The following is a 21757-nucleotide window of genomic DNA, read 5'->3' as shown; positions in this document are numbered from 1 at the left end:
AATTGCATGAGCGGTAACTTCAGACATTACCTGTTAAGTCTGTCGTTGCTGGTTGGCGTAGCGGCCCCTTGGGCCGCTACCGCCCAAGCGCCAATCAGTAATGTCGGCTCCGGCTCGGTGGAAGATCGGGTCACTCAACTTGAGCGTATTTCCAACGCTCACGGTCAGCTATTAACTCAACTTCAGCAACAACTCTCCGACACTCAGCGCGATATCGATTCCTTGCGGGGTCAAATCCAGGAAAGCCAGTACCAGCTTTCGCAAGTGGTGGAGCGCCAGAAACAAATCTATCAGCAAATGGACAGCCTGAGCAGCAAAGGCGGCCAGGATGCGGCTGCGGCCACGCCTGACAGCGGTGCGGACAACAGCGGCGCGGCAACCCCGTCCACTGGCGCCAGCGCCGATGCGGCGGCTCCTGCGGCCTCTTCGGCCGGCGGCAGCACCGGTGACGCCAATACCGATTACAACGCGGCGGTGGCTTTGGTACTGGAGAAAAAACAGTACGATCAGGGCATCACGGCATTCCAGAATTTTGTTAAACGTTATCCGGATTCAACCTACCAGCCCAATGCCAACTACTGGTTGGGTCAGTTGAATTACAACAAAGGTAAAAAGGACGATGCGGCGTATTATTTTGCCCTGGTCGTTAAAAATTACCCCAAATCACCCAAAAGCTCCGAAGCCCTGTTTAAAGTTGGGGTAATCATGCAGGAAAAAGGCCAGACCGACAAAGCCAAGGCCGTTTACCAGCAGGTTATCAAACTTTATCCCAACACGGATTCTGCCAAACAAGCGCAAAAACGCCTGTCCAGTCTTTGAACCATTCAGGCCTCTTGCGGGTATTACCCGCCGGATTCAGGCCTGGATGCTCGAAGATCAAGCAGTTGAACGCTATTGTGCAAATTTAGGTTGCGCAGAAAATTTTAGAAAGTAATATATGCCGCCGTTGCCACGGGAAAGCGTGACATCCCGGGCGCCAGCAAAATAACGGATATCAGGGTCGTTAGCTCAGTTGGTAGAGCAGTTGACTTTTAATCAATTGGTCGCAGGTTCGAATCCTGCACGACCCACCAATTTTGCAGATATCAAGCTTTATGAACACCGTCGCTAGTGTGGTATAGCGCAGGAGTTGTGCCAGATTCGAGCCTGCGCAGGTTCGAGCCGAGCGCAGCGAGACAGCGTTGCCGGTACGGCAACGACCCGGAGGGCGAGGCCAAGGCCGAGTCATCCTGCACGACCCACCACTATCCGGTCGCCACACAGTAAATCCCGCCAAGGGGTCGTTAGCTCAGTTGGTAGAGCAGTTGACTTTTAATCAATTGGTCGCAGGTTCGAATCCTGCACGACCCACCATTATTATAAAGTTCCCCAAGCTTGTCGCCATTATCCGTATTTACATAGCGCATTCGTCGTGCGGATGAGAACCTGCGCAGGTTCGAGCCGAGCGCAGCGAGACAGCGTTGCCGGTACGGCAACGACCCGCAGGGCGAGGCCAACGGCCGAGTCATCCTGCACGACCCACCATTGTTATAAAATTCCCCAGGTTTGCCTCCACTATACGTATTTACATAGCGCACTCGTCGTGCGGATGAGAACCTGCGCAGGTTCGAGCCGAGCGCAGCGAGACAGCGTTGCCGGTACGGCAACGACCCGCAGGGCGAGGCCAAAGGCCGAGTCATCCTGCACGACCCACCATTGTTATAAAGTTCCCCAAGCTTGTCGCCATTATCCGTATTTACATAGCGCACTCGTCGTGCGGATGAGAACCTGCGCAGGTTCGAGCCGAGCGCAGCGAGACAGCGTTGCCGGTACGGCAACGACCCGCAGGGCGAGGCCAACGGCCGAGTCATCCTGCACGACCCACCATTATTATAAAATTCCCCAAGCTTGTCGCCATTATCCGTATTTACATAGCGCACTCGTCGTGCGGATGAGAACCTGCGCAGGTTCGAACCGAGCGCAGCGAGACAGCGTTATTCACAAGAATTTTGCGACATTGCGCCCTGTATCGCACATATCGACTGGTGCGGCGCCGTAAAATCCATTAATGTTTTGCCTTCAGCGCCTGCCTGCATACCAAAGTCATATTAACTAAACAAAAACACAAAAAAATACAAAATTAACAGGACATTTGGTTAAAAATTGATTATTTTGTTTAGTATATAAAACACACGCGCTGCATAGACTGTGCAAACGCCTTTAACGGCGCCCAGCCCATGCGCGGGAACACAGCAGGATATAAGCAATGAGCGAAGTGTTGGATGTCAATGCGGCCATCTATCCTTTCCCACCCAAACCGCGCGCCCTGAACGCGGATGAAAAAGAATTCTATTACGCCAAGATCGCGCGCTTGCTGAAACAGCGCAACGCCGTTATGGTCGCCCATTATTATACCGACCCGGAAATCCAGGCGCTGGCGGAGGCGACCGGCGGCTGCGTAGCCGATTCGCTTGAAATGGCGCGGTTTGGCAGCACGCATCCCGCCACCACGCTCCTGGTGGCCGGCGTGCGGTTTATGGGGGAAACGGCGAAAATCCTCAGCCCCGAGAAAACGGTGCTGATGCCGACCCTGAAGGCCGAATGTTCGCTGGACCTGGGATGCCCTGTGGAGGAGTTCAGCGCGTTTTGCGCCGCCCATCCGGACCGCACCGTGGTGGTCTACGCCAATACCTCGGCGGCGGTTAAAGCGCGCGCCGACTGGGTTGTCACCTCCAGCATCGCCGTTGATCTTATCGAGCATCTTGATAGCCTGGGGGAAAAAATCATCTGGGCGCCGGACCGGCATCTCGGAAGGTATGTACAAAGCCAGACCGGCGCGGATATTTTATGCTGGCAGAGCGCCTGCATCGTCCATGACGAGTTCAAGACCCAGGCATTGCTCAATATGAAACGGCTTTATCCGGACGCGGCGGTGCTGGTACACCCTGAATCGCCCCAGGCCATTGTCGCCATGGCCGATGCGGTCGGGTCGACCAGCCAGCTGATCCAGGCGGCAAAAACCCTGCCGCAGCAGCAAATGATCGTCGCGACCGATCGCGGCATATTTTATAAAATGCAGCAGGCCTGTCCGGATAAAACCCTGCTTGAGGCGCCCACCGCCGGTGATGGCGCCACCTGCCGCAGCTGCGCCCATTGCCCCTGGATGGCCATGAACGGCCTGAAAGCCGTCGCTGACGGCCTTGAACAGGGCGGGGCTGCCCATGAGGTCCATGTGCCGGATGAATTGCGTGTCAAGGCGCTGGTGCCGTTAAACCGCATGCTGGCTTTTGCCGCCGAGCTTAAGGTACGGGTTACCGGCAACGCTTAATGATGATGGTGGGCATGGGCCAGCCCGCCGCCGTCGTTGATACCGCAATCGTCCTCGGGGCAGTTGCGGTATTCCATCTGCACGGTGGCATGGCTGATGTGATAATGGTCCAGCAGAAAATGCTGGATTTGATGCAGCAGCGCATCATGATCATAGGGCGGAATCACCTGCGCATGCAGGGTCATCACCGGTTTTTCGCCCACTTGCCAGATATGGACATGATGGATATTGCGCACCTCGGGAATATTCAGCGACAGATCCCGTTTCAGTTTCTCGATATCTATGCGGCTGGGCGTGCCCTCGAGCAGCTCATGGAGGCTTTCGCGCATCAGCCGCCAACCGCTGCGCAGCACCAGGCACGAGACCAGGATGGATAAGATCGGATCGATGGGCATCCAGCCGGTCATCAATATCACCACCGCCGCGATAATCGCCCCGACCGATCCCAATAAATCCCCCAGCACATGCAGCGCGGCGGCGCGCAGGTTGATGTTTTTTTCACCTTCTCCCCCATGCAGCAGCACGAAAGACAGTAGGTTGGCCAACAGGCCGGCAACGGCGATAATCATCATGGTCCAGCCGGCCACCGGATGGGGTTGGTAAAAACGCCGTATCGCCTCCCAGACAATCAGCGCGGTAATCAACAGCAGGGCCAGCGCGTTCACGAAGGCCGCCAGGGTGGTCAATCTCAGGTAGCCGAAGGTATGGCTGCTGCTGGGTTTACGTTGGGCGAACCGTACCGCCAGCAAGGCCATCAACAACGCGGCGGCGTCGGTCAGCATATGCCCCGCATCGGCCAGCAGCGCCAGCGATCCCGACAGCAGCCCGCCCGCCACTTCCACGGCCATAAAAACAGCCGTTACGGCAAAGGCCGCCATCAGGCGTTTATTATTGTTGTTCGCCTGCGTCCCATGCTCCTGGGCATGGGATGGCGAAGGGTTATGTGTCGATGCCATGCATTTTCCTGTAAAAGCGCAACCTGTCTACCAAGATAGTAGCCGAGAAACGAAGGGTTGCCGTAGGGATTTCTCAGGTTATTATGGTAACGGCGGCGGTAATAATAAATGCCGCGGGCGGCGGAACGTTGCGCCGGTTTGGCGCCTTGATGCTATTCTTTATAACAAACGCGCTGGATAATGCCGCTCAGCAGCCATAATACATAAAAAAAGAAACCAGGCTGTAACCTGATTTCTCTTGAAAAAGCTGAATAATAAAGCAGGGGGAAGCCTGCCGGTTCAGTTTTTAATTGGTGGTGCCGTCGGTTTTAGTGGCCTCGGTAGTGCCGCTTTGGCCGGTTTCAACTTTGGAATTGGTGTCCGGGCAACGGCCGTCTTTACACATGGTATTTTTGTGTACCTCGGAGGCGTTTAAATCAGAGGTGGCGTCGGTGCTGCCGGTCTTGGAGGTATCGGTGCCGCCGGTATTGATTTTGTCGTTGCTGACGCCATTTGGCGCGGTATTCTCTTTAGAACCGGCACCGCCAGATTGGTTTTGCTGGCCATTATTGGAATTGGTGCTGCCGGCTGCTGTAGAATCTGCAGCCATGGCCGCACCGCTGCCCAGGGTCATTACAGCGGTAATAAACAACATTGCCATTTTCTTCGTGGTAGTGGTTTGCATATTATTTTCCCTCTTTCGTGCCAGGGGTGATTATCAAACCCGCATTTTGACATGTTTAGCGGGCGCAAAACCTCACCGAGGCGCACCCAATGGCCTCGCAAGGAAATGGTAAGCCGAAAGAGCGGGGCTTTTAAGTTCCCGTTATCGTTGGCTTATCACTATTTAAGGATAGCCAAGAATCGGGAGTTATCAAATTTCAAGGCAATTTACTGGCGAAAGGCTTGAAAGCATGTGTACAGTATCAATCCCGCCAGTGAGATTAAACGGCAAAAATTCAAGATGTTATGAATAAGCGCAGCCGCGTGGAGAGAAAACGGACCCCCTATGAATTACCTTAACGACGATCTAAGAATTAAAGATATTAAAGAGTTACTGCCGCCGGTGGCGCTGCTGGAAAAATTCCCCGCCACCGAGCGCGCCGCCAGGACGGTATCAAGCGCCCGCGCCGCAATTCACAAGATCCTCAAGGGCAACGACGACCGCCTGCTGGTGGTTATCGGCCCCTGCTCGATTCATGATACCGCGGCGGCCACAGAATATGCCGCGCGTTTGCTTGCTTTGCGCCAGCAGCTGAGCGGCGATCTGGAAATAGTGATGCGGGTATATTTTGAGAAGCCGCGCACCACCGTAGGCTGGAAAGGGCTTATCAATGACCCGTTAATGGATAACAGCTTCCAGATTAACCAGGGCCTGCGCATTGCCCGTAAACTCCTGCTGGATATTAACGATACCGGCCTGCCGGCGGCCGGCGAGTTCCTGGATATGATCACCCCGCAGTATGTCGCGGACCTGATGAGCTGGGGCGCCATCGGCGCGCGCACCACCGAGTCACAGGTGCATCGCGAGCTGGCCTCAGGCCTCTCCTGTCCGGTGGGTTTTAAAAACGGCACCGACGGCACCATCAAGGTCGCCATTGACGCTATCAATGCCGCCGGCGCCGCCCATTGTTTTTTGTCGGTGACCAAGTGGGGCCATTCCGCCATCGTCAACACCAGCGGCAATAGCGACTGCCATATTATTCTGCGCGGCGGCAGGGAGCCCAATTACAGCGCTCACCATGTTAACGCGGTAAAAGTGGGGCTGGCCAAGGCCAACCTGCCCGCCCAGGTGATGATAGATTGCAGCCACGCTAACAGCAGCAAGCAGTACAAAAAACAAATGGAGGTCGCGCAGGATGTCTGCACGCAGCTGACGGCGGGCGAAAAGGGCATTATCGGCGTCATGGTGGAAAGCCACCTGGTGGAGGGTAACCAGAGCCTTGAGAGCGGTGAACCCCTGGTTTATGGCAAAAGCATTACCGATGCCTGCATAGGCTGGCCGGATACCGAAGCGATGTTAAACCAATTGGCCCAGGCGGTACGGGCACGGCGTCTGGCGGCGGGCCGGGACGTTAACCCTGCTGCTTGAAAGGATATTGCCGGATGATGCTTATCCGGCAAATAACGCGGATTTGCGGCGTTTATTCTCCCGGCGCGGGCGCCGGGAGGATTTACAGGGTTATTTCGCTTTACCCTGGTTGGCTACCGCGGCGGCCTTGGCGGCGATTTCCGCGGCGTTGCCCAGATAGTAATGCTTCACAGGTTTCATGTTTTCGTCGAATTCATACACCAGCGGTACGCCGGTCGGGATATTCAGCTCAAGAATCTCTTCTTCGCTCATATTATCCAGAAATTTCACCAAGGCGCGGATTGAGTTGCCGTGCGCGGCGATAATAACGCGCTCGCCTTTTTTCATGCGCGGTAAAATTGTATCGTTCCAGTAGGGGGTGACGCGCTCAATGGTCAGCGCCAGGCTTTCAGTGGTCGGCAGCTCTTCCGCGGTCAGTTTTGCGTAGCGGGGATCGTGGCCGGGGAAACGTTCGTCATCGCGGCTCAATTCCGGCGGTGTGACGGCAAAACCACGACGCCATTGCTTTACCTGTTCGTCGCCGTATTTTTCAGCGGTTTCCGATTTGTTCAGGCCCTGCAACGCGCCGTAATGGCGTTCATTCAGGCGCCAGGATTTTTCCACCGGCAGCCAGGCCTGATCCAGTTCGTCCAGGATGTTCCACAAAGTATGGATGGCGCGCTTTAAGACGGAAGTATAAGCAAAATCGAAGATAAAACCTTCTTCCTTCAGCTGCTTACCCGCTTGTTTCGCTTCAGTACGGCCTTTGTCGGACAGATCGACGTCCGTCCAGCCGGTGAAACGATTTTCATTGTTCCACTGGCTTTCACCGTGTCGTACCAGAACCAGTTTCGTTACAGCCATCGCTTGACTCCTTAAAGTCTAAAGATTTTTATGAATACTATTAGCATTATATTGCCTGGCCGGGTGGGGCGGCAACCGCATAAGGTCAAACATAGCGAAATAAATGGTTCAGCGATAGCAGTCAGAGCGCGACAAACTGATAACGGGTTGATGAATGATAAGTTTCACCGGGTTTTAGCCAACAATCCGGCTGTGGCCATTCCGGATGGTTAGGGCTGTCCGGCAGGAATTCGCTTTCCAGCGCCACGCCGCTGTAGTTCTGATAATCGCCGCCCTGGCGCGCCGGCGTGCCGGCCAGGAAATTGCCGGTATAAAGCTGTAGCGCCGGCGCGGTGGTATACACTTTCAGCAAGACCTGATTATCCGCCGACCACAACTGGGCGGCCGGCGTCTCGCCGTCAGTGCAGGCGGGGTAGAGCAGATAGGCGTGATCATAGCCTTTCATGCGCTGCTGATCGCGATCGCGCAGGAAATCCCTGGCGATGGTCTTGGGCTGGCGAAAATCCATGCCGGTATTTTCCACATCGGTTAACGGCGCGCAGGGAATGCCTTCGCTGTCCACCGGCAGGTATTGCGTGGCGTAAATCTGCAGTTTTTGCTGGCGCACATCGCTATTGGCGCCGTCCAGATGGAAATAAGCATGGTTGGTCAGGTTTACCGGGCACGCTTTATCCACCGTCGCCCGATAGTCAATGGCCACCTGGCCGTCGTCGTTAACGGTATAGCGCACTTCGGCGACCAGATTACCCGGAAACCCCTGATCGCCGTCGGCGGATTGCAGCCGGAACAGCACTGAGGTCTGGGTATGTTCGACGCATAACCAGCGGCGGGCGTGGAATCCCTGCGGACCGCCGTGCAGCTGATGGGCGCCCTGATTGGCGCTGAGCGGCCAGGTGCCGCCGCTACGGGTCAGGGTGGCATTGGCGATACGGTTGGCATAGCGGCCGACGGTGGCACCCAGGTAGGCCGTCTGGCGGGTATATTCCTCCGGCGACGGACAGCCCAGGAGCACCTCGCGCTTATTGCCGGATTTCAGCGGCAGCTGGCACGAAAGCCAGGTGGCGCCCCAATCCATCAGCGTAATCTGCATCCCCTGTTCGGTTCCCAGGGTGACGCATTGGAATGGCTGGCCGTCAGGGGCGATACCTGATTCATACTCTTTTAGCATATGGCTGTTCCTTCACTCGCGTGACATACATAAAACGCCTCTTTCAGGCCGGTTTTTTGCTGATACTGGCTGGCGACCGCCTGGCGCACCGCGTCAACGAGGTCCGTCGGCATCAGCGCCACCACGCATCCGCCAAAACCACCGCCGGTCATGCGCACGCCGCCCCGATCGCCGATTTCCCGCTTCACGATGTCCACCAGGGTATCGATGGGCGGCACGGTAATCTCAAAGTCGTCGCGCATCGAGGCATGGGACTGCGCCATCAGGGTGCCCATCAGGGTCAAATCGCCCGCGGCCAGGGCATCCGCCGCCGCCAGCGTGCGCGCGTTTTCCGTCAGGACATGGCGCACGCGCTTAGCGACAACCGGATCCAATTCATGCTCAACGGCGGCGAACTGGCTTAATTCCACATCGCGCAGCTTATCGGCGGTAAAAAAACGCGCGCCGGTTTCGCATTGTTCGCGGCGGGCATTGTATTCACTGTCCACCAGACCGCGTTTGACGTTGGAATTGATAATCACCACCGCCACGTTATCCGGCATCGGCACCGCGCGCGTGCCCAGAGTGCGGCAATCGATCAGCAGCGCGTGGTTATCCTTGCCCAGCGCGGAGATCAGCTGATCCATAATGCCGCAGTTACAGCCGACAAACTGGTTCTCCGCTTCCTGGCCGTTCAGCGCCAGGGCGACGTTATCCAGCGCCAGGTGATAAAGCGTTTGTATCGCCTTGCCCACCGCCACTTCCAGCGAGGCCGACGAGCTTAAGCCCGCGCCCTGCGGGACGTTGCCGCTCAGCACCAGATCGGCGCCGCCGAAGTGCGGGTCGCGTTGCTGTAAATGTTTGATCACGCCGCGCACATAATTGGACCATTGCTGGGTCGGATGAGACAAAATTGGCTCATCCAGGGAAAAAATGTCTTGCTCGCCGTCACAATCCACGGCAATAACCCGGATTTGACGATCATCACGTTTTGCCGCGCTTACAACCGTGGCGTAGTCAATGGCGCACGGCAGTACAAAACCGTCATTATAGTCGGTGTGTTCGCCAATCAGATTAACGCGCCCGGGAGCCTGTACCGTGAGAGTGGCGTCATAGCCGTAGGTCTGGCGGAAAACAGCTTCGGTGGTGTTTTTTAAGGTCATTGTGCTACTCCGGATTCCCGAAAATGAATATCGCTGACCGCGCGCAGGCGATCGCTGGCTTGTTCAGCGGTCAGGTCACGCTGGGTTTCCGCCAGCATTTCATAACCAACCATAAATTTCCGCACCGTTGCCGAACGTAACAGCGGCGGATAAAAGTGTGCGTGCAGCTGCCAGTGGCTATTGTCCTGCTCAAGATAGGGCGCGCCGTGCCAGCCCATCGAATAAGGAAAGGAGCAGTTGAACAAATTATCGTAACGGCTGGTCAGCTTTTTAATGGCCACGGCCAGATCGGCGCTTTGCGCGGGGTCCAGGTCGTCCAGACGCAACACATGGGCCTTGGGCAGCAGCAGGGTTTCAAACGGCCAGGCCGCCCAGTAGGGCACCACCGCCAGCCAGTGTTCGGTTTCCACCACCGTGCGCGCGCCGTCCGCCAGTTCCAGCTTCAGGTAATCCATCAGCAGCGGGGAATGCTGCTGCAAGAAGTAGTCGCGCTGCAGCCGGTCTTCGCGCTCGGCCTCGTTGGGCAAAAAGCTGTTGGCCCAGATCTGGCCGTGCGGATGGGGGTTAGAGCATCCCATGGCCGCGCCTTTATTTTCAAATACCTGCACCCAGGGATAGCGCTGTCCCAGATCGGCGCTTTGTTCCTGCCAGGTCTTGATCACGGCTTCCAGCGCCGGCAAAGATAACTCCGGCAGGGTTTTGCTGTGATCGGGGGAAAAACAGATAACGCGACTGGTGCCGCGCGCGCTTTCACAGCGCATCAGGGGATTATCGCCGGCCGGGGCGTCCGGGGTATCCGTCATCAGCGCGGCAAAATCATTGGTAAATACGTAGGTGGTGGTGTAGTCGGGGTTTTTATCGCCCGATACGCGGGTATTGCCCGGACAGAGAAAACAGTCGGGGTCGTGCCGGGGCAACGTTTGCACCGACGGCGTTTCCTGCTGGCCCTGCCACGGGCGCTTGGCGCGGTGCGGCGAGACCAGAACCCATTGTCCGCTGAGCGGATTGTACCGCCGATGGGGATGATCGACGGGGTTAAAATGTTGCATACTTTCTCCTGAAACTCAATCCGGATAACCGTTCGGGTGGCGCGACTGCCAGCGCCAGGTATCGGCGGCCATCTCTTCCAGCGAGCGGCTGACCCGCCAGTGCAAATCACGCGCGGCTTTATCCGGCGCGGCCCAATAGGCGGCCAGATCGCCTTCGCGGCGCGGCGCGAAATGATATGGCACCGGTTTGCCGCAGGCGTTGCTAAAGGCTTTCACCACGTCCAGCACGCTGTACCCGACGCCGGCGCCAAGATTATAAATATGGGTGCCGGGTTTATCCCGCAGCGCCTTCAGCGCCGCGACATGGCCGTCCGCCAGATCCATGACATGAATATAGTCGCGTACGCCGGTGCCGTCATGGGTGGGGAAATCATTACCGAAGATGGCCAGTGATGGACGGCGCCCCACCGCAACCTGGGCGATAAACGGCATCAGGTTGTTGGGAATGCCCTGCGGGTCTTCGCCCATATCGCCGGAGGGATGGGCGCCGGCCGGATTGAAATAGCGTAATAATGTCATGCTCCACTCCGGCTGCGCGCGCTGCGCGTCCGCCAGGATCTGCTCGACCATCAGCTTGCTGCGGCCATAGGGGCTGGAAGGCTGGCCGGTGGGAAGGCTTTCGTCATAGGGGACCACGGGCTGATCGCCGTATACGGTGGCCGAAGAGCTGAAGATCAGGTTCCTGACGCCCGCCTCGCGCATGGCGGCCACCAGCGTCAGGGTGCCGCAGACATTGTTATCATAGTAGTCGATGGGTTTTTGCACCGATTCGCCCACCGCTTTCAAACCGGCGAAATGAATCACGGCATCGATGGCATGCTCGGCAAAAATGCGTGCCAATAACGCCTTATCTCGGACATCGCCGTGGTAAAACGCGGGTGTTATCTTGCCGAGGCGCGCCATTGTTTCAAGCACGCTGCGTTTGCTATTGCTCAGGTTATCCAAAATGACCGGGCTGAAACCGGCAGCGCTCAACTGCAGGCAGGTATGACTACCAATGTAACCGCTACCACCCGTGACTAATATAGACATTTATGACTCCTGTAACCTTTCATCGCGGTAAATTAGCATGGCTAAAACCGAAAAAAGGTGATCGTACCGATAAAAAATGAAATCGATTACACTCAATATTAGCGCATTTTCGCGCGCCATGCCTCAGGCAAAATCAGAGGTTGGCCAGGATAATCACGTAGGAATGAGGAAGGCCGGCCGGAAAAGGGGAGAGCGTTCCCACCGGCCTATCATCCGCATCGCCGCCAGGCAGGGCGGCGATGCGGGGTTAACGTCGCGCCGGAGCGCTAACGGCGCAGGTCATCGATCTGATAGCGATAGGCATCATCCTGGGGGACGAACGTCAGCCGGTGCGTAATACAGTGCGGGGCATCTTCCGCGTGATGGGAAACAAACAGCAGCTGCGTTTCGCCTTCGCCGATCAGCACGTCGATCCAACGGCGCACCAGCTGCCGGTTAAGGGGGTCCAGCCCTTGCAGCGGCTCGTCAAGAATCAGCAGGGCGGGGTGCTTGACCAGGGCGCGGGCGATAAGCGTCAGGCGCTGCTGTCCCCAGGATAAGCCGTGAAACGGCGCATCCGCCGTCGCCTCCAGCCCCAGCAGTCGCAGCCATTGGCCGGTCAACTGCTGCTGGCGGTCGGACACCGCCTGGTAGACGCCGATGGAATCAAAAAAGCCGGATAAAATCACGCTGCGCGCGCTGGCGCTGACCCGGTAATCCAGATGCAGGCTGCTGCTGACATAGCCGATATGCCGTTTAATATCCCAAATCGTTTCGCCGCTGCCGCGGCGGCGGCCGAACAGCGTCAGGTCATTGCTGTAACCCTGGGGATGATCGCCGGTTACCAGGCTGAGCAGGGTTGATTTGCCGGCGCCGTTCGGCCCGACAATTTGCCAGTGCTGGCCGGGCAATACCTCCCAGTCAAGATGATGCAGGATCGGCCGATCCTGGTAGGAGACCACGCCGTTGCGCAGGGTGATCAGCGGCCGGTCGGCGGGCAGGGCGACGTTTAGCCTGGGCGCTTCGGTTTCCGGCAGGCGCATGCCGGAAAGGGATTCCGCGTGCGCCAGCTGCGCCACCAGCGCCTCGGCCAAAAGCGTGGCGCGATCGCCGGTACAGGTTAAGGCGCAATCCACCAGGATGCCGACGTTATCGATATAGTCGGGGATATCGTCAAACCGGTTAAGCACCAGCACCAGGGTCATGGACCTGTCCGCCAGGACGCGCAGCATATCGCCGAGCTGCGCCCGGGAGGCGACATCCAATCCGTCGAAGGGCTCATCCAGGATCAACAGGTCCGGCCGGGCCATCAGCGCCTGGCACAGCAGGGTTTTACGCGTTTCACCCGTCGACAGGTATTTAAAGCGGCGCGATAGCAAATGCGTTATGCCAAACCGCCCGGCCAGTTCATGGCATAACGCCGCGTCACTGATATCCTGCTGAATGATTTCTGCGGTGGTACGCCCGGTGTCCTCCTCGCCATCGCTCAGCAGATCGGTATTGTTGCGTTGCCATTCCTGCTCGACCAGTTTTTGCAACTGCTCCAGTGAAAGCCGGGAGATGCGTTGATAATCGCTTTGCCTCAGGCCGGACAACACCGCCAAATCACCGGCCAGGGCGCGGGCCAGGGCGGACTTGCCGCTGCCGTTGGCGCCGACAAAGGCCCAGCGCTCTGCGCTGCGCAGCGTCAATTCTCCGATAGTTAACCGGCGTGTATCGCTAAGACGAAACGACCCTTGCGAAATATGCAATGACGACATTGATTGTTCCTTTTTATGCAACTTATGTCGTCAGCATCTTTTTTTTACCGCCTAAAGTCAATGCACAGGCGCGCTTTCAGCACAGCGTGGCGATGATGACCTGGTCGGCGTTAAAATATGCTGTGATTGGCAGTCCCGCCGACAAATGTTGTTCGGCCGCCGCATTTTTTGGCAAGGTGGCGCAGACGATTTCCCCGCCGGCAAGCTTCAGCAGCGCCTCGTCGTTCTCCTCGCCTTCTTCCAGATGGGCCAGGGTGCCGTGCAGGACATTATCGGCGCCGGGGACGGCGACATGGCCCGCGCGCACCGACACCCAGGGCGCTTTGATAAGCAGCAGCACTTCCTTCCCCGGCGCCAGCTGCAACCGGTCGGCGCTTTGCTGCGTCAGGGCCACCGCCAGCCGTGTGCGCCCATCCGCCAGCAGGATATCGACGTGTTGCTGCACCTGCTGATGGCTGCGCGTGAGCACGGTGCCGAAAAATTGGTTGCGGGCGCTGGTCTGCAGCGAAAAGCGCGAAATGGCCGCCAACAGGCTATCAAGCGGTAACGGGTCGTCCTGCAGCACGTCAAAGGCCTTTTGCTGGATTTGCCCCAACAGGTCGTAAAGCTGCAGCAGCCGCTCCGCATACCGCGTCAGGGTGGCGCCGCCGCCGCCTTTGCCGCCGGTGGCGCGTTCCACCAGGGTCTGCTCCGCCAGTTCGTTCATGGCGCTGATAGCGTCCCAGGCGCTTTTATAGCTGATGCCCGCCAGTTTTGCGCCCTGGCTGATGGAGCCGGTGTGTTTGATCTGCTTGAGCAGGGCGATGCGCCGCGGATCGGCAAAAAGGCGTTGCTGGAGTTTCAGGGTTAAAAGAATTTCGGCCTGCATGCCTGTGCGCCTTGTATGAGATTAAACGTTGCGCTGGGTGACGCGCGTTGATGGCTACGAATTGTCGCCGATCTTACGCCGGCGGGCAAATGACCTGTCGCCGCGCGTGCGCTTTCTGCGGGGTATAACATAAAAAGCCTAAGTTGCCGCGCCATAAACTGGTATAAAGGGGGATAAGCATAGCAACATCGCCGGCGGCAGCGGCATGATACGAGGTGAAGATGTTAGAATTACTGGAAAGTTTGCTAATGGTAGTGCTGATGGTGCCCATCGTGATGGTGATCATTCTTGGATCAATCTATGGCCTGGGCGAGCTGTTTAACATTATCTCGAAAATCGGCCAGCCTAAACAGAAGCGTGATCCCCATGCCGATGATAAGCGCGGTGCCGATGCGCATTAATGGTGACGGGCCTGTGCCGCTTTGGTGGTAATCATTCGCGCGGTGAGCCTGTTTTGCCAATAAAGCCCCGTTTCGGGGCTTTTTCATGCCGGTTTATCAATAAAGTTATTATCGGTAACCCGAAAGCATCTACGTATCTGTTGTTCTTTATGTATTGTGCGGGATTGCCTGGAAGAGAGTTAAGGATATTTTCTTTTAGGTGTATGCCGCCGGTGGCGCCTGTATCAATAAGTAAGTGATGGATGACTTCACCGTTTATATTTAATGTAGTTAATGGCTCACAAATATTACTGAATATGATATTGTTTTTTACAGCATAACACGCAGGCGCAGTTAACATTATTACCATGAGTAAGGATGATCTTAAAGCGGTATTCATCATTTTCTATTCCTAAATGCGTTGCCAGTACTTCAATACTAATGCCCATTTCATTCAGTGTTCGTCGGGACCATGCGCCATTTTTTCTATGCTTTAGTCTAGGCGTTCGGTAGATTTTCTTTTTCGTTAAACATTCATTTAAGAATCAGTGATAGTATCATTTTTGAACGAAGCATGATTTTAGCGTATGCAATAGCGACGTTAACGAAACAGAAATAAAAGATTATTAATCATTAATTGACCAGTTTTGTTAATTGTATGGTGTGAAATTCTTTGATTATCAATATATCTAGGAAACATAATAATGGTTAGCCAGCATTCTTTCGAGGAAATAAAGAACGCGATTTTTTCAATTTCCGGACATATGGGAATCGATCAGACTGAGCTGCTTAATGCCCGGGACGATCAACATGCCGATGAGATCTTTAATGAACGCCTGACGCGCCTTCTCGCCAGCTATGCCGATGCCAGGCTCGCCGCGCGGCGCAATGATCGCGCGATGCTCAAAACATCGCTATTGCAGGCCAAGCTGCGCACTATGTCGTTAACCACCTTCTTTACCGCGCTGGAAGATGACTGCATTGCCCTGTTGTCCTTATGCGATGCCGCCGCTATACCCGCCGGTCAGGATGCCGACGCGGTATAAGGTTACAACCGCCATAAACGCGGCGAAATAAGTTGTTTCCGGCGAGAAATAACACGGTGAGATTCATATTGAACAGACCGGCCATCAGCCATTGACAATGCGGGGTTCGCGCCTAATCCGCGTCGAAAATGGTATCGCGGCACCTGTTTACCCTTCAAGTCCATCCCAGGCTTTACTTGCACACTTTCGGCTAATACTCTGTTGGCGTTGAAGTGATGTTTTAACGATCAAAGAGGATGTGATGGAACAAGCGGAAAAGGGCAAACAACGGCTGGCGGTGCTATTCGGCGGGCAATCCACCGAACACGAAGTCTCGTTACGGTCGTCCATTAACGTGATTAATGCGGTCGACAGGCACAAATTTGATCTGACATTAATCGGTGTCGATAAGCGTGGCCGGTGGACCCTGTGCAATGAAGCCGATTACCTGCTTTATCCCGACGACCCGGCGCGGATAAAACTGGCTCCCTCGGCCCGTTATCTGGCGGTGGTGCCGGGGCAAAACGCCGCGCAGCTGATTGATATCACCAGCGGCGAAGCGCTGCCCGCCATTGATGTGGCTTTTTCCGTGCTGCACGGCGGCGCCGGCGAGGATGGATCCATCCAGGGATTGCTGCGGGTTCTGGGCGTGCCCTTTGTCGGGCCGGATGTTCTGGGTTCCGCGGTCTGCATGGATAAAGACATGACCAAACGCGTGCTGCGCGACGCGGGCCTGCCGGTGACCCCGTCGGTCACGCTCCACCGCACCGATTCCGCCACGGCGGACTTTGATGCTATTGTGGGACAGCTGGGGCTGCCGCTGTTTATCAAGCCGGCCAGCCAGGGATCCTCGGTTGGCGTCAGCAAGGTCGTGGATGCCGCCGGATTCCGGCAAGCGCTGATTATGGCCTTTGCCTTTGATCACAAGGTCCTGGTTGAAACGGCTATCGATGGGCGTGAAATCGAGACGGCGGTATTGGGCAACGACACCCCCGCCGTCAGCGTCTGCGGCGAGATTGTCGCCAATGACGAATTTTATACCTACGATACTAAATACCTCAAGGGCGGACAGGCGGAACTGGAGATACCGGCGCAGCTGGATAGCGCCGTTAGCGATGAAATACGCCTGATCGCACAGGCCGCCTTCCGGGTGCTGGGCTGCGCGGTCATGGCCCGGGTGGATTTTTTCCTGACGCGGGAGCAGGAGATCATCATCAATGAAGTGAATACCATCCCCGGTTTTACCTCCATCAGCATGTATCCAAAATTATGGGAAGCCAGCGGGCTGGGTTATCCGCAACTGGTGGATAAACTGATTACCCTGGCGCTGGATCGCGCCCGGGACGCGGCCGCTATCAAAACCGACCGATAGTCACTTCTTCCCGCGGTGTTCCGGGCCAGGGCACCGCGGCGCGTTTTTTTTCGCCTGCCGTAACCTTTCATTAATCCCTACAATAACTAATGACAAAAGTGATCGTGCGTTATATTATTTTTTGCATAACGATCATTCAAGGTGAGCTATGACTACTTTACGTTCTAAATGGATTGCCGGCGCGGCATTTACCGCGGCGCTGAGTGTGCAGTTGCTGGGCTTTCAGGCGCTGGCCGCGCCGGCGGCGGATAAAGTCACGGTATTTGCCGCCGCGTCGCTGACCAATGCCTTGCAGGATATCGCCAAAAATTATCAACGGGATCATAAAGTCGAGATCGTTTCGTCTTTTGCCTCTTCCTCTACGCTGGCGCGCCAGATAGAGCAGGGCGCGCCGGCCAACATGTTTATCTCCGCCGACCAGCAGTGGATGGACTACGCGCAGGATAAACAACAGATTGTCAACGATACCCGCTATACCCTGCTGGGTAACGAACTGGTGCTGGTGGCGCCGACATCAAGCGCCCTCAAGCCGTTCACCATCGATAAAAAGACCGACTGGACATCGTTGCTGAAGGGACAGAAACTGGCGGTTGGCGATCCGGATCATGTGCCGGCGGGCATTTATGCCAAGGAAGCCTTGCAGAACCTGGGCGCCTGGGATCAGCTGTCGCCGGTGATGGCCCGCGCCAGCGACGTACGCGGCGCATTAGCGCTGGTTGAACGTGGGGAAGCGCCGTTGGGTATCGTCTATGGCTCGGATGCGCTTTCCAGTAAAGGGGTTAAAGTCGTGGCCACGTTCCCGAAAGACAGCCATAAACCGGTGGAATATCCCATGGCGCTGATCAAGGATAACGCCACGCCGGCGGCCAAGGCCTTTTATGACTACCTGAAAACCCCGGCGGCATCGGCGGTGTTTAAACAGAACGGCTTTACCCCGAGATAATGCCGCTGACCGAGTACGAGTGGCAGGCGGTTGCCTTAAGTCTGCAAGTATCGCTCCTGGCGGTTGCCTGCAGCTTGCCTTTTGGCATTCTGATGGCGTGGATACTGGTGCGCTGGCGCTTTCCCGGCAAGGCGTTGCTGGACGGTATTATCCATTTGCCGTTGGTGCTGCCGCCGGTGGTGATCGGTTATCTGCTGCTTATCGCGCTCGGGCGCCGGGGTTTTATCGGCGCATGGCTGTATCAGCTTACGGGGTTCAGCTTTAGTTTCAGCTGGCGCGGCGCGGCGCTGGCCTCGGCGGTGGTGGCGTTCCCTTTGATGGTGCGCGCCATCCGCATGTCGCTCGAGGCCATCGATCTGCGGCTGGAGCAGGCGGCCCGCACCTTGGGCGCCGGCCCTTGGCGGGTGTTTTTCACTATTACGCTGCCGCTATCCTTTCCCGGTATCGTCGTCGGGACGGTACTGGCTTTTGCCCGATCGCTCGGCGAGTTTGGCGCCACCATCACCTTTGTTTCCAATATTCCCGGGGAAACCCGCACCATTCCGCTGGCCATGTATACGCTTATTGAAACGCCCGGCGCGGAAGCGGCGGCGGGGCGCCTGTGCGTATTGGCCATTATTCTGTCGCTGGCGTCGCTGCTTGTCGCCGATTGGCTGGCCAAATGGGGCCGCAGGCGGCTGGGGGGCTGATGCTCGAGATCGATATTAGCCAACGGCTCGGCGAGGCTACCCTCGCGGTCAAGGCCGACGTACCCGCCAGCGGCATTACCGCTGTGTTTGGCGTTTCCGGCGCCGGCAAGACCTCGCTGATCAATGCCGTGGCGGGCCTGACGCGCCCGCAGCGCGGGCATATCATCCTTAACGGACGCACCCTGTTTTCCTCCGAACGGCGCATTGCCCTGCCGCCGGAGAAGCGGCGGATCGGCTATGTTTTCCAGGACGGCCGGCTATTTCCACACTATCGGGTGCGCGGCAATTTGTTTTACGGCATGGCGGCTTCGATGCGCCCGGAGTTCGACGCCATTATTTCATTGCTGGGCATCGGTCATCTGCTGGGACGTTTTCCCCTCACGCTTTCCGGCGGCGAAAAACAGCGGGTCGCCATCGGCCGCGCGCTGCTGAGCGCGCCGGAAATACTGTTGATGGATGAGCCGCTGGCGTCGCTGGATTTGCCGCGTAAGCGCGAGCTGTTGCCTTACCTGGAGCGTTTGGCCGTCAAGGTGAAAATCCCGATCCTGTATGTGACCCACAGCATGGAGGAAATTTTGCAATTGGCGGAACGCGTGCTGATCCTGGATAACGGCCAGTTGAAAGCCTTCGGCAGCCTGGAGACGGTATGGGCCAGCAGCGCGCTGCGGCCCTGGCTGCCGCGCGAAGAGCAAAGCAGCGTGCTGGAGGTCAGGGTGGATGAGCAGCATCCGGACTACGCCATGACCGCCCTGTCGCTCGGCCGGGAGCGGCTGTGGGTGGGCAGGGTGGCGTTGCCGCCAGGCAGCGCGCTGCGCATTCGTGTCGCCGCCACCGATATTTCCCTGGTGATGGCGCCGCCCGCGCGCAGCAGTATCCGCAACATCCTGCCCGCCACCGTGCGCGAATGCCTGACGGTGGGAGACCAAATTGAGGTACGCCTGGAAATCGACGGCCATACGCTTTGGGCGCGGATCAGTCCCTGGGCCAGGGACGAACTGGCGCTAGCCCCGGGCATGGCGCTTTATGCGCAGATCAAAAGCGTATCGATCAACGCGTAAATACGGCCGCGCCCGTTTCCTGCCCGGCCCATGGCCCCCGGACGGGAATGACCCGGCGTCGCGTGATTACGCTGTCCGGTTTAACCGTCCGCTGCGTTAACCCAGTACCCGCTGGTAGATGAAATCGGCGATGGCCGTGGATTCATTATCGCCGATAGTGACGTCGGCCCGCGCCTTGATGGCGTCATCGCTGTTGCCCATCGCCACGCCCAGGCCCGCGGCTTCCAACATGCTCAGATCGTTATAATTGTCGCCAAACGCAATGACCTGATCCATGCTCCATCCTTGGGATTCCACCCACTGCTGCAACAGCTTGCCTTTGCTATTGCCCGTTTGGGCGATATCCACCTGATCGTGCCAGGACCATTCGCAGGCCAGCCCCATTTCCTGCTCCACCACCCCGGCGAAGGCGCGAAGCTTTACCGTATCCGGATAGGAGGTGGCGAATTTCCAGATGGCGTTTGCCTCTTCAGCCGCCGCGAACAGGCTGTCCACCTGCAGCAGGTTCGGCCGTTGCGCCTCCGGCAGGGTAGCGGCCCAGGCCTGCGAACGGATCACGTGATCGCTGGGTTGTTCGTAGATCATCGCGTCATCCACGTAAATCAAGCCATGGATATCATATTGCTTCAGCAGTTCCAGCACCCGCCGGGCCTGAGCTTTCTCCAGGGGGTTGGCGGTGATGACTTTTTTTTGCTGGTAATCATAGAGATAGGTGCCGTTACAGCATATGGCGGGAGTGCTAATCTTCAGCGCCTGGTAGAAAGGATGGATTGCCACGTGATGGCGGCCGGTCACCACCACCACCTCCATCCCCGCCGCACGGGCATCATTCAGGGCCTTAAGCGATTGCGGCAGAATTCTTTTTTGTCGATCCAACAAGGTACCGTCAAGATCCAGGGCTATTACGCGATAGGTCATAGTTTTCTCATTATGCGGATAAGTAAAGTCATGCCAGATGGTACACCGTAAGCCAGGTGACGAAAACCGTGAAAAATGTCGGTGGATAACAAACAACAACAGTGAGATGCTAACCGGAGAGCCCATTATTCACCTATTATCAATGCTCAAGGCGCTAATGCGAATAAAGGAGAACCCATGAAGCAGATCGTCTATGTTGCCAGTCCCGAAAGTCAGCAGCTGCATGTCTGGCAAATGGATCAGGAGGGCCAGTTGAGCCTGCTGCAGGTGGTTGACACCCCGGGGCAGGGACAGCCGATGGCGATAAACCCGGCTAAAACCCATCTCTACCTCGGCGTGCGTCCTGATTTTGGTGTCGTCAGTTACCACATCGATGAACAGGGCCTGTTGACCGAGGCCGCTATGGCGCCGCTGCCCGGAAGCCCCACCCATCTGAGCACCGATCGCCAGGGGCGTTTTCTGTTCTGCGCCTCCTACAGCAAAAGCTGCGTCAGCGTCAGCCCCATCGATGAAAACGGCATCGCCGGCGCGCCGCTGCAGGTATTGGACGACCTGGTTAATTGCCATTCCGCCAATGTCGATCCGACCAACCGGATTTTATGGGTGCCTTGCCTGAAGGAAGATCGCATCCGCCTGTTTGATATCGCGGCCTCGGGCCAGCTGCAGCCGCGCCGGCCCGAGGCGGTGAACACGGTCAGCGGCGCCGGACCGCGCCACATGGTGTTCCATCCCCACCGCCCCTATGCCTACTGCCTCAATGAGCTGAACAGCTCGGTCAACGTCTATGCCCTGGATGATGCGGGAAACACGCCGCGTATTATCCAGACGCTGGATCTGATGCCGCCGGGATTCGCCGATACCCGCTGGGCGGCGGATATCCATATCACCCCGGACGGACGTTACCTGTTCGGCTGCGATCGCACCGCCAGCGTCATCACCCGTTTTGCGGTATCGGAAGACGGCAGCACCCTGGATGTGCTGGGCTACCAGCCCACCGAAACCCAGCCGCGCGGCTTTAATATCGATGCCGCAGGCCGCTTCCTGGTCGCCGCTGGGCAGAAATCGGGGCATATCGGAGTCTATCGCATCGAAGGCGATACCGGCGGGTTAACGCCGCTGGCGCGCTACCCGGTGGGGCAGGGACCGATGTGGGTGTCGATCCTCGAACGCTAATCCCAGCGTGTTGAAGACAGCGTG

At 57.1% G+C, this 21757-nt stretch carries 21 protein-coding genes, 2 tRNA genes and 4 other RNA genes; 16 read left to right on the top strand and 11 right to left on the bottom strand.

What is annotated here, in order from left to right:
• The first annotated feature begins 6 nt into the window (after positions 1–6).
• The 8 genes from cpoB (at position 7) to nadA (ending at position 3307) form a co-directional block, all read left to right on the top strand.
• Positions 7–819 (top strand): cell division protein CpoB, encoded by an 813-nt coding sequence (cpoB, locus tag ACL2XM_RS14700; RefSeq protein WP_413722320.1) that lies wholly within the window; start codon positions 7–9, stop codon positions 817–819.
• Positions 820–997: 178 nt separating this feature from the next.
• A tRNA-Lys gene (locus tag ACL2XM_RS14695) sits at positions 998–1073 on the top strand.
• Between the two features lie 44 nt (positions 1074–1117).
• Positions 1118–1244, top strand: a non-coding RNA gene (locus ACL2XM_RS14690) — RtT sRNA.
• Between the two features lie 33 nt (positions 1245–1277).
• Positions 1278–1353 (top strand) — tRNA-Lys (locus tag ACL2XM_RS14685).
• A gap of 44 nt (positions 1354–1397) precedes the next feature.
• A non-coding RNA gene (locus ACL2XM_RS14680) (RtT sRNA) lies at positions 1398–1524 on the top strand.
• A 44-nt stretch (positions 1525–1568) separates the two neighbouring features.
• Positions 1569–1695, top strand: a non-coding RNA gene (locus ACL2XM_RS14675) — RtT sRNA.
• Positions 1696–1739: 44 nt separating this feature from the next.
• A non-coding RNA gene (locus ACL2XM_RS14670) (RtT sRNA) lies at positions 1740–1866 on the top strand.
• Between the two features lie 379 nt (positions 1867–2245).
• Positions 2246–3307, top strand: coding sequence for a quinolinate synthase NadA (gene nadA, locus ACL2XM_RS14665; protein ID WP_413731164.1), 1062 nt, complete (start codon positions 2246–2248; stop codon positions 3305–3307).
• Here the strand turns inward: nadA and zitB are convergent.
• Entirely contained in the window at positions 3304–4263 is a 960-nt protein-coding gene (gene zitB, locus ACL2XM_RS14660) for a CDF family zinc transporter ZitB (protein WP_413722322.1), read from the bottom strand. The genes nadA and zitB overlap by 4 nt on opposite strands.
• A 286-nt stretch (positions 4264–4549) precedes the next feature.
• Positions 4550–4927, bottom strand: a complete 378-nt coding sequence (locus ACL2XM_RS14655; RefSeq protein ID WP_410016030.1) for a protein YbgS — start codon at positions 4925–4927, stop codon at positions 4550–4552.
• Positions 4928–5251: 324 nt separating this feature from the next.
• On the opposite strand from ACL2XM_RS14655, the gene aroG reads away from it, so the two are divergent.
• Complete coding sequence (aroG, locus tag ACL2XM_RS14650; protein ID WP_413722323.1) at positions 5252–6334, top strand: 3-deoxy-7-phosphoheptulonate synthase AroG; 1083 nt, start codon at positions 5252–5254, stop codon at positions 6332–6334.
• Positions 6335–6424: 90 nt separating this feature from the next.
• Here aroG and gpmA read toward each other — a convergent pair whose 3' ends face one another.
• The 7 genes from gpmA to modE all read right to left on the bottom strand — a co-directional run bounded on the left by gpmA (position 6425) and on the right by modE (position 14175).
• Positions 6425–7177: a 2,3-diphosphoglycerate-dependent phosphoglycerate mutase gene (gpmA, locus tag ACL2XM_RS14645; protein WP_410016028.1), complete on the bottom strand. Its 753-nt coding sequence runs from the start codon at positions 7175–7177 to the stop codon at positions 6425–6427.
• Positions 7178–7298: 121 nt separating this feature from the next.
• Positions 7299–8345, bottom strand: a complete 1047-nt coding sequence (galM, locus tag ACL2XM_RS14640) for a galactose-1-epimerase (protein WP_410016027.1) — start codon at positions 8343–8345, stop codon at positions 7299–7301.
• Positions 8339–9487, bottom strand: a complete 1149-nt coding sequence (galK, locus tag ACL2XM_RS14635; protein WP_413730748.1) for a galactokinase — start codon at positions 9485–9487, stop codon at positions 8339–8341. The genes galM and galK overlap by 7 nt, the downstream gene beginning before the upstream one ends.
• Positions 9484–10536, bottom strand: a complete 1053-nt coding sequence (gene galT / locus ACL2XM_RS14630) for a galactose-1-phosphate uridylyltransferase (protein ID WP_410016025.1) — start codon at positions 10534–10536, stop codon at positions 9484–9486. Before galT ends, galK begins: the two co-directional genes overlap by 4 nt.
• 15 nt (positions 10537–10551) lie before the next feature.
• Positions 10552–11568, bottom strand: coding sequence for a UDP-glucose 4-epimerase GalE (gene galE, locus ACL2XM_RS14625; RefSeq protein ID WP_413722324.1), 1017 nt, complete (start codon positions 11566–11568; stop codon positions 10552–10554).
• A gap of 266 nt (positions 11569–11834) precedes the next feature.
• Positions 11835–13307 carry a molybdate ABC transporter ATP-binding protein ModF gene (gene modF / locus ACL2XM_RS14620; RefSeq protein WP_410016023.1) on the bottom strand — a complete coding sequence of 491 codons (1473 nt, stop codon included), beginning with the start codon at positions 13305–13307 and terminating at the stop codon, positions 11835–11837.
• Between the two features lie 76 nt (positions 13308–13383).
• Positions 13384–14175, bottom strand: a complete 792-nt coding sequence (modE, locus tag ACL2XM_RS14615) for a molybdenum-dependent transcriptional regulator (protein WP_410016022.1) — start codon at positions 14173–14175, stop codon at positions 13384–13386.
• A 221-nt stretch (positions 14176–14396) separates the two neighbouring features.
• On the opposite strand from modE, the gene ACL2XM_RS14610 reads away from it, so the two are divergent.
• A complete protein-coding gene (locus tag ACL2XM_RS14610; RefSeq protein WP_410016021.1) occupies positions 14397–14576 on the top strand; it encodes an AcrZ family multidrug efflux pump-associated protein in 180 nt (59 codons plus the stop codon).
• Positions 14577–14607: 31 nt separating this feature from the next.
• Here ACL2XM_RS14610 and ACL2XM_RS14605 read toward each other — a convergent pair whose 3' ends face one another.
• Positions 14608–14958 carry a hypothetical protein gene (locus tag ACL2XM_RS14605; protein WP_413731162.1) on the bottom strand — a complete coding sequence of 117 codons (351 nt, stop codon included), beginning with the start codon at positions 14956–14958 and terminating at the stop codon, positions 14608–14610.
• Between the two features lie 301 nt (positions 14959–15259).
• On the opposite strand from ACL2XM_RS14605, the gene ACL2XM_RS14600 reads away from it, so the two are divergent.
• From ACL2XM_RS14600 to modC, 5 genes are all read left to right on the top strand, one after another.
• Entirely contained in the window at positions 15260–15601 is a 342-nt protein-coding gene (locus ACL2XM_RS14600) for a hypothetical protein (RefSeq protein ID WP_413731161.1), read from the top strand.
• A 241-nt stretch (positions 15602–15842) separates the two neighbouring features.
• Entirely contained in the window at positions 15843–16952 is a 1110-nt protein-coding gene (gene ddlA / locus ACL2XM_RS14595) for a D-alanine--D-alanine ligase (RefSeq protein ID WP_413731160.1), read from the top strand.
• 148 nt (positions 16953–17100) lie between these two features.
• Positions 17101–17895, top strand: a complete 795-nt coding sequence (modA, locus tag ACL2XM_RS14590; RefSeq protein ID WP_413731159.1) for a molybdate ABC transporter substrate-binding protein — start codon at positions 17101–17103, stop codon at positions 17893–17895.
• Positions 17895–18584 (top strand): molybdate ABC transporter permease subunit, encoded by a 690-nt coding sequence (gene modB, locus ACL2XM_RS14585; RefSeq protein ID WP_413722329.1) that lies wholly within the window; start codon positions 17895–17897, stop codon positions 18582–18584. Before modA ends, modB begins: the two co-directional genes overlap by 1 nt.
• Positions 18584–19642, top strand: a complete 1059-nt coding sequence (modC, locus tag ACL2XM_RS14580) for a molybdenum ABC transporter ATP-binding protein ModC (RefSeq protein WP_410016015.1) — start codon at positions 18584–18586, stop codon at positions 19640–19642. The genes modB and modC overlap by 1 nt, the downstream gene beginning before the upstream one ends.
• A gap of 96 nt (positions 19643–19738) precedes the next feature.
• On the opposite strand, the gene ACL2XM_RS14575 is transcribed toward modC, so the two are convergent.
• Complete coding sequence (locus tag ACL2XM_RS14575) at positions 19739–20560, bottom strand: pyridoxal phosphatase (RefSeq protein ID WP_413722330.1); 822 nt, start codon at positions 20558–20560, stop codon at positions 19739–19741.
• A 177-nt stretch (positions 20561–20737) separates the two neighbouring features.
• Here ACL2XM_RS14575 and pgl point away from each other — a divergent pair, with 177 nt between their 5' ends.
• Positions 20738–21733, top strand: coding sequence for a 6-phosphogluconolactonase (gene pgl / locus ACL2XM_RS14570; RefSeq protein WP_410016013.1), 996 nt, complete (start codon positions 20738–20740; stop codon positions 21731–21733).
• Positions 21734–21757 lie beyond the last annotated feature (24 nt).

The organism is Sodalis sp. RH20 (assembly GCF_047324205.1).
GTDB lineage: Bacteria > Pseudomonadota > Gammaproteobacteria > Enterobacterales > Enterobacteriaceae > Acerihabitans.
The sequence above is the reverse complement of the archived record's forward strand: the minus strand, read 5'-3'. Positions and strand labels throughout refer to the sequence as shown.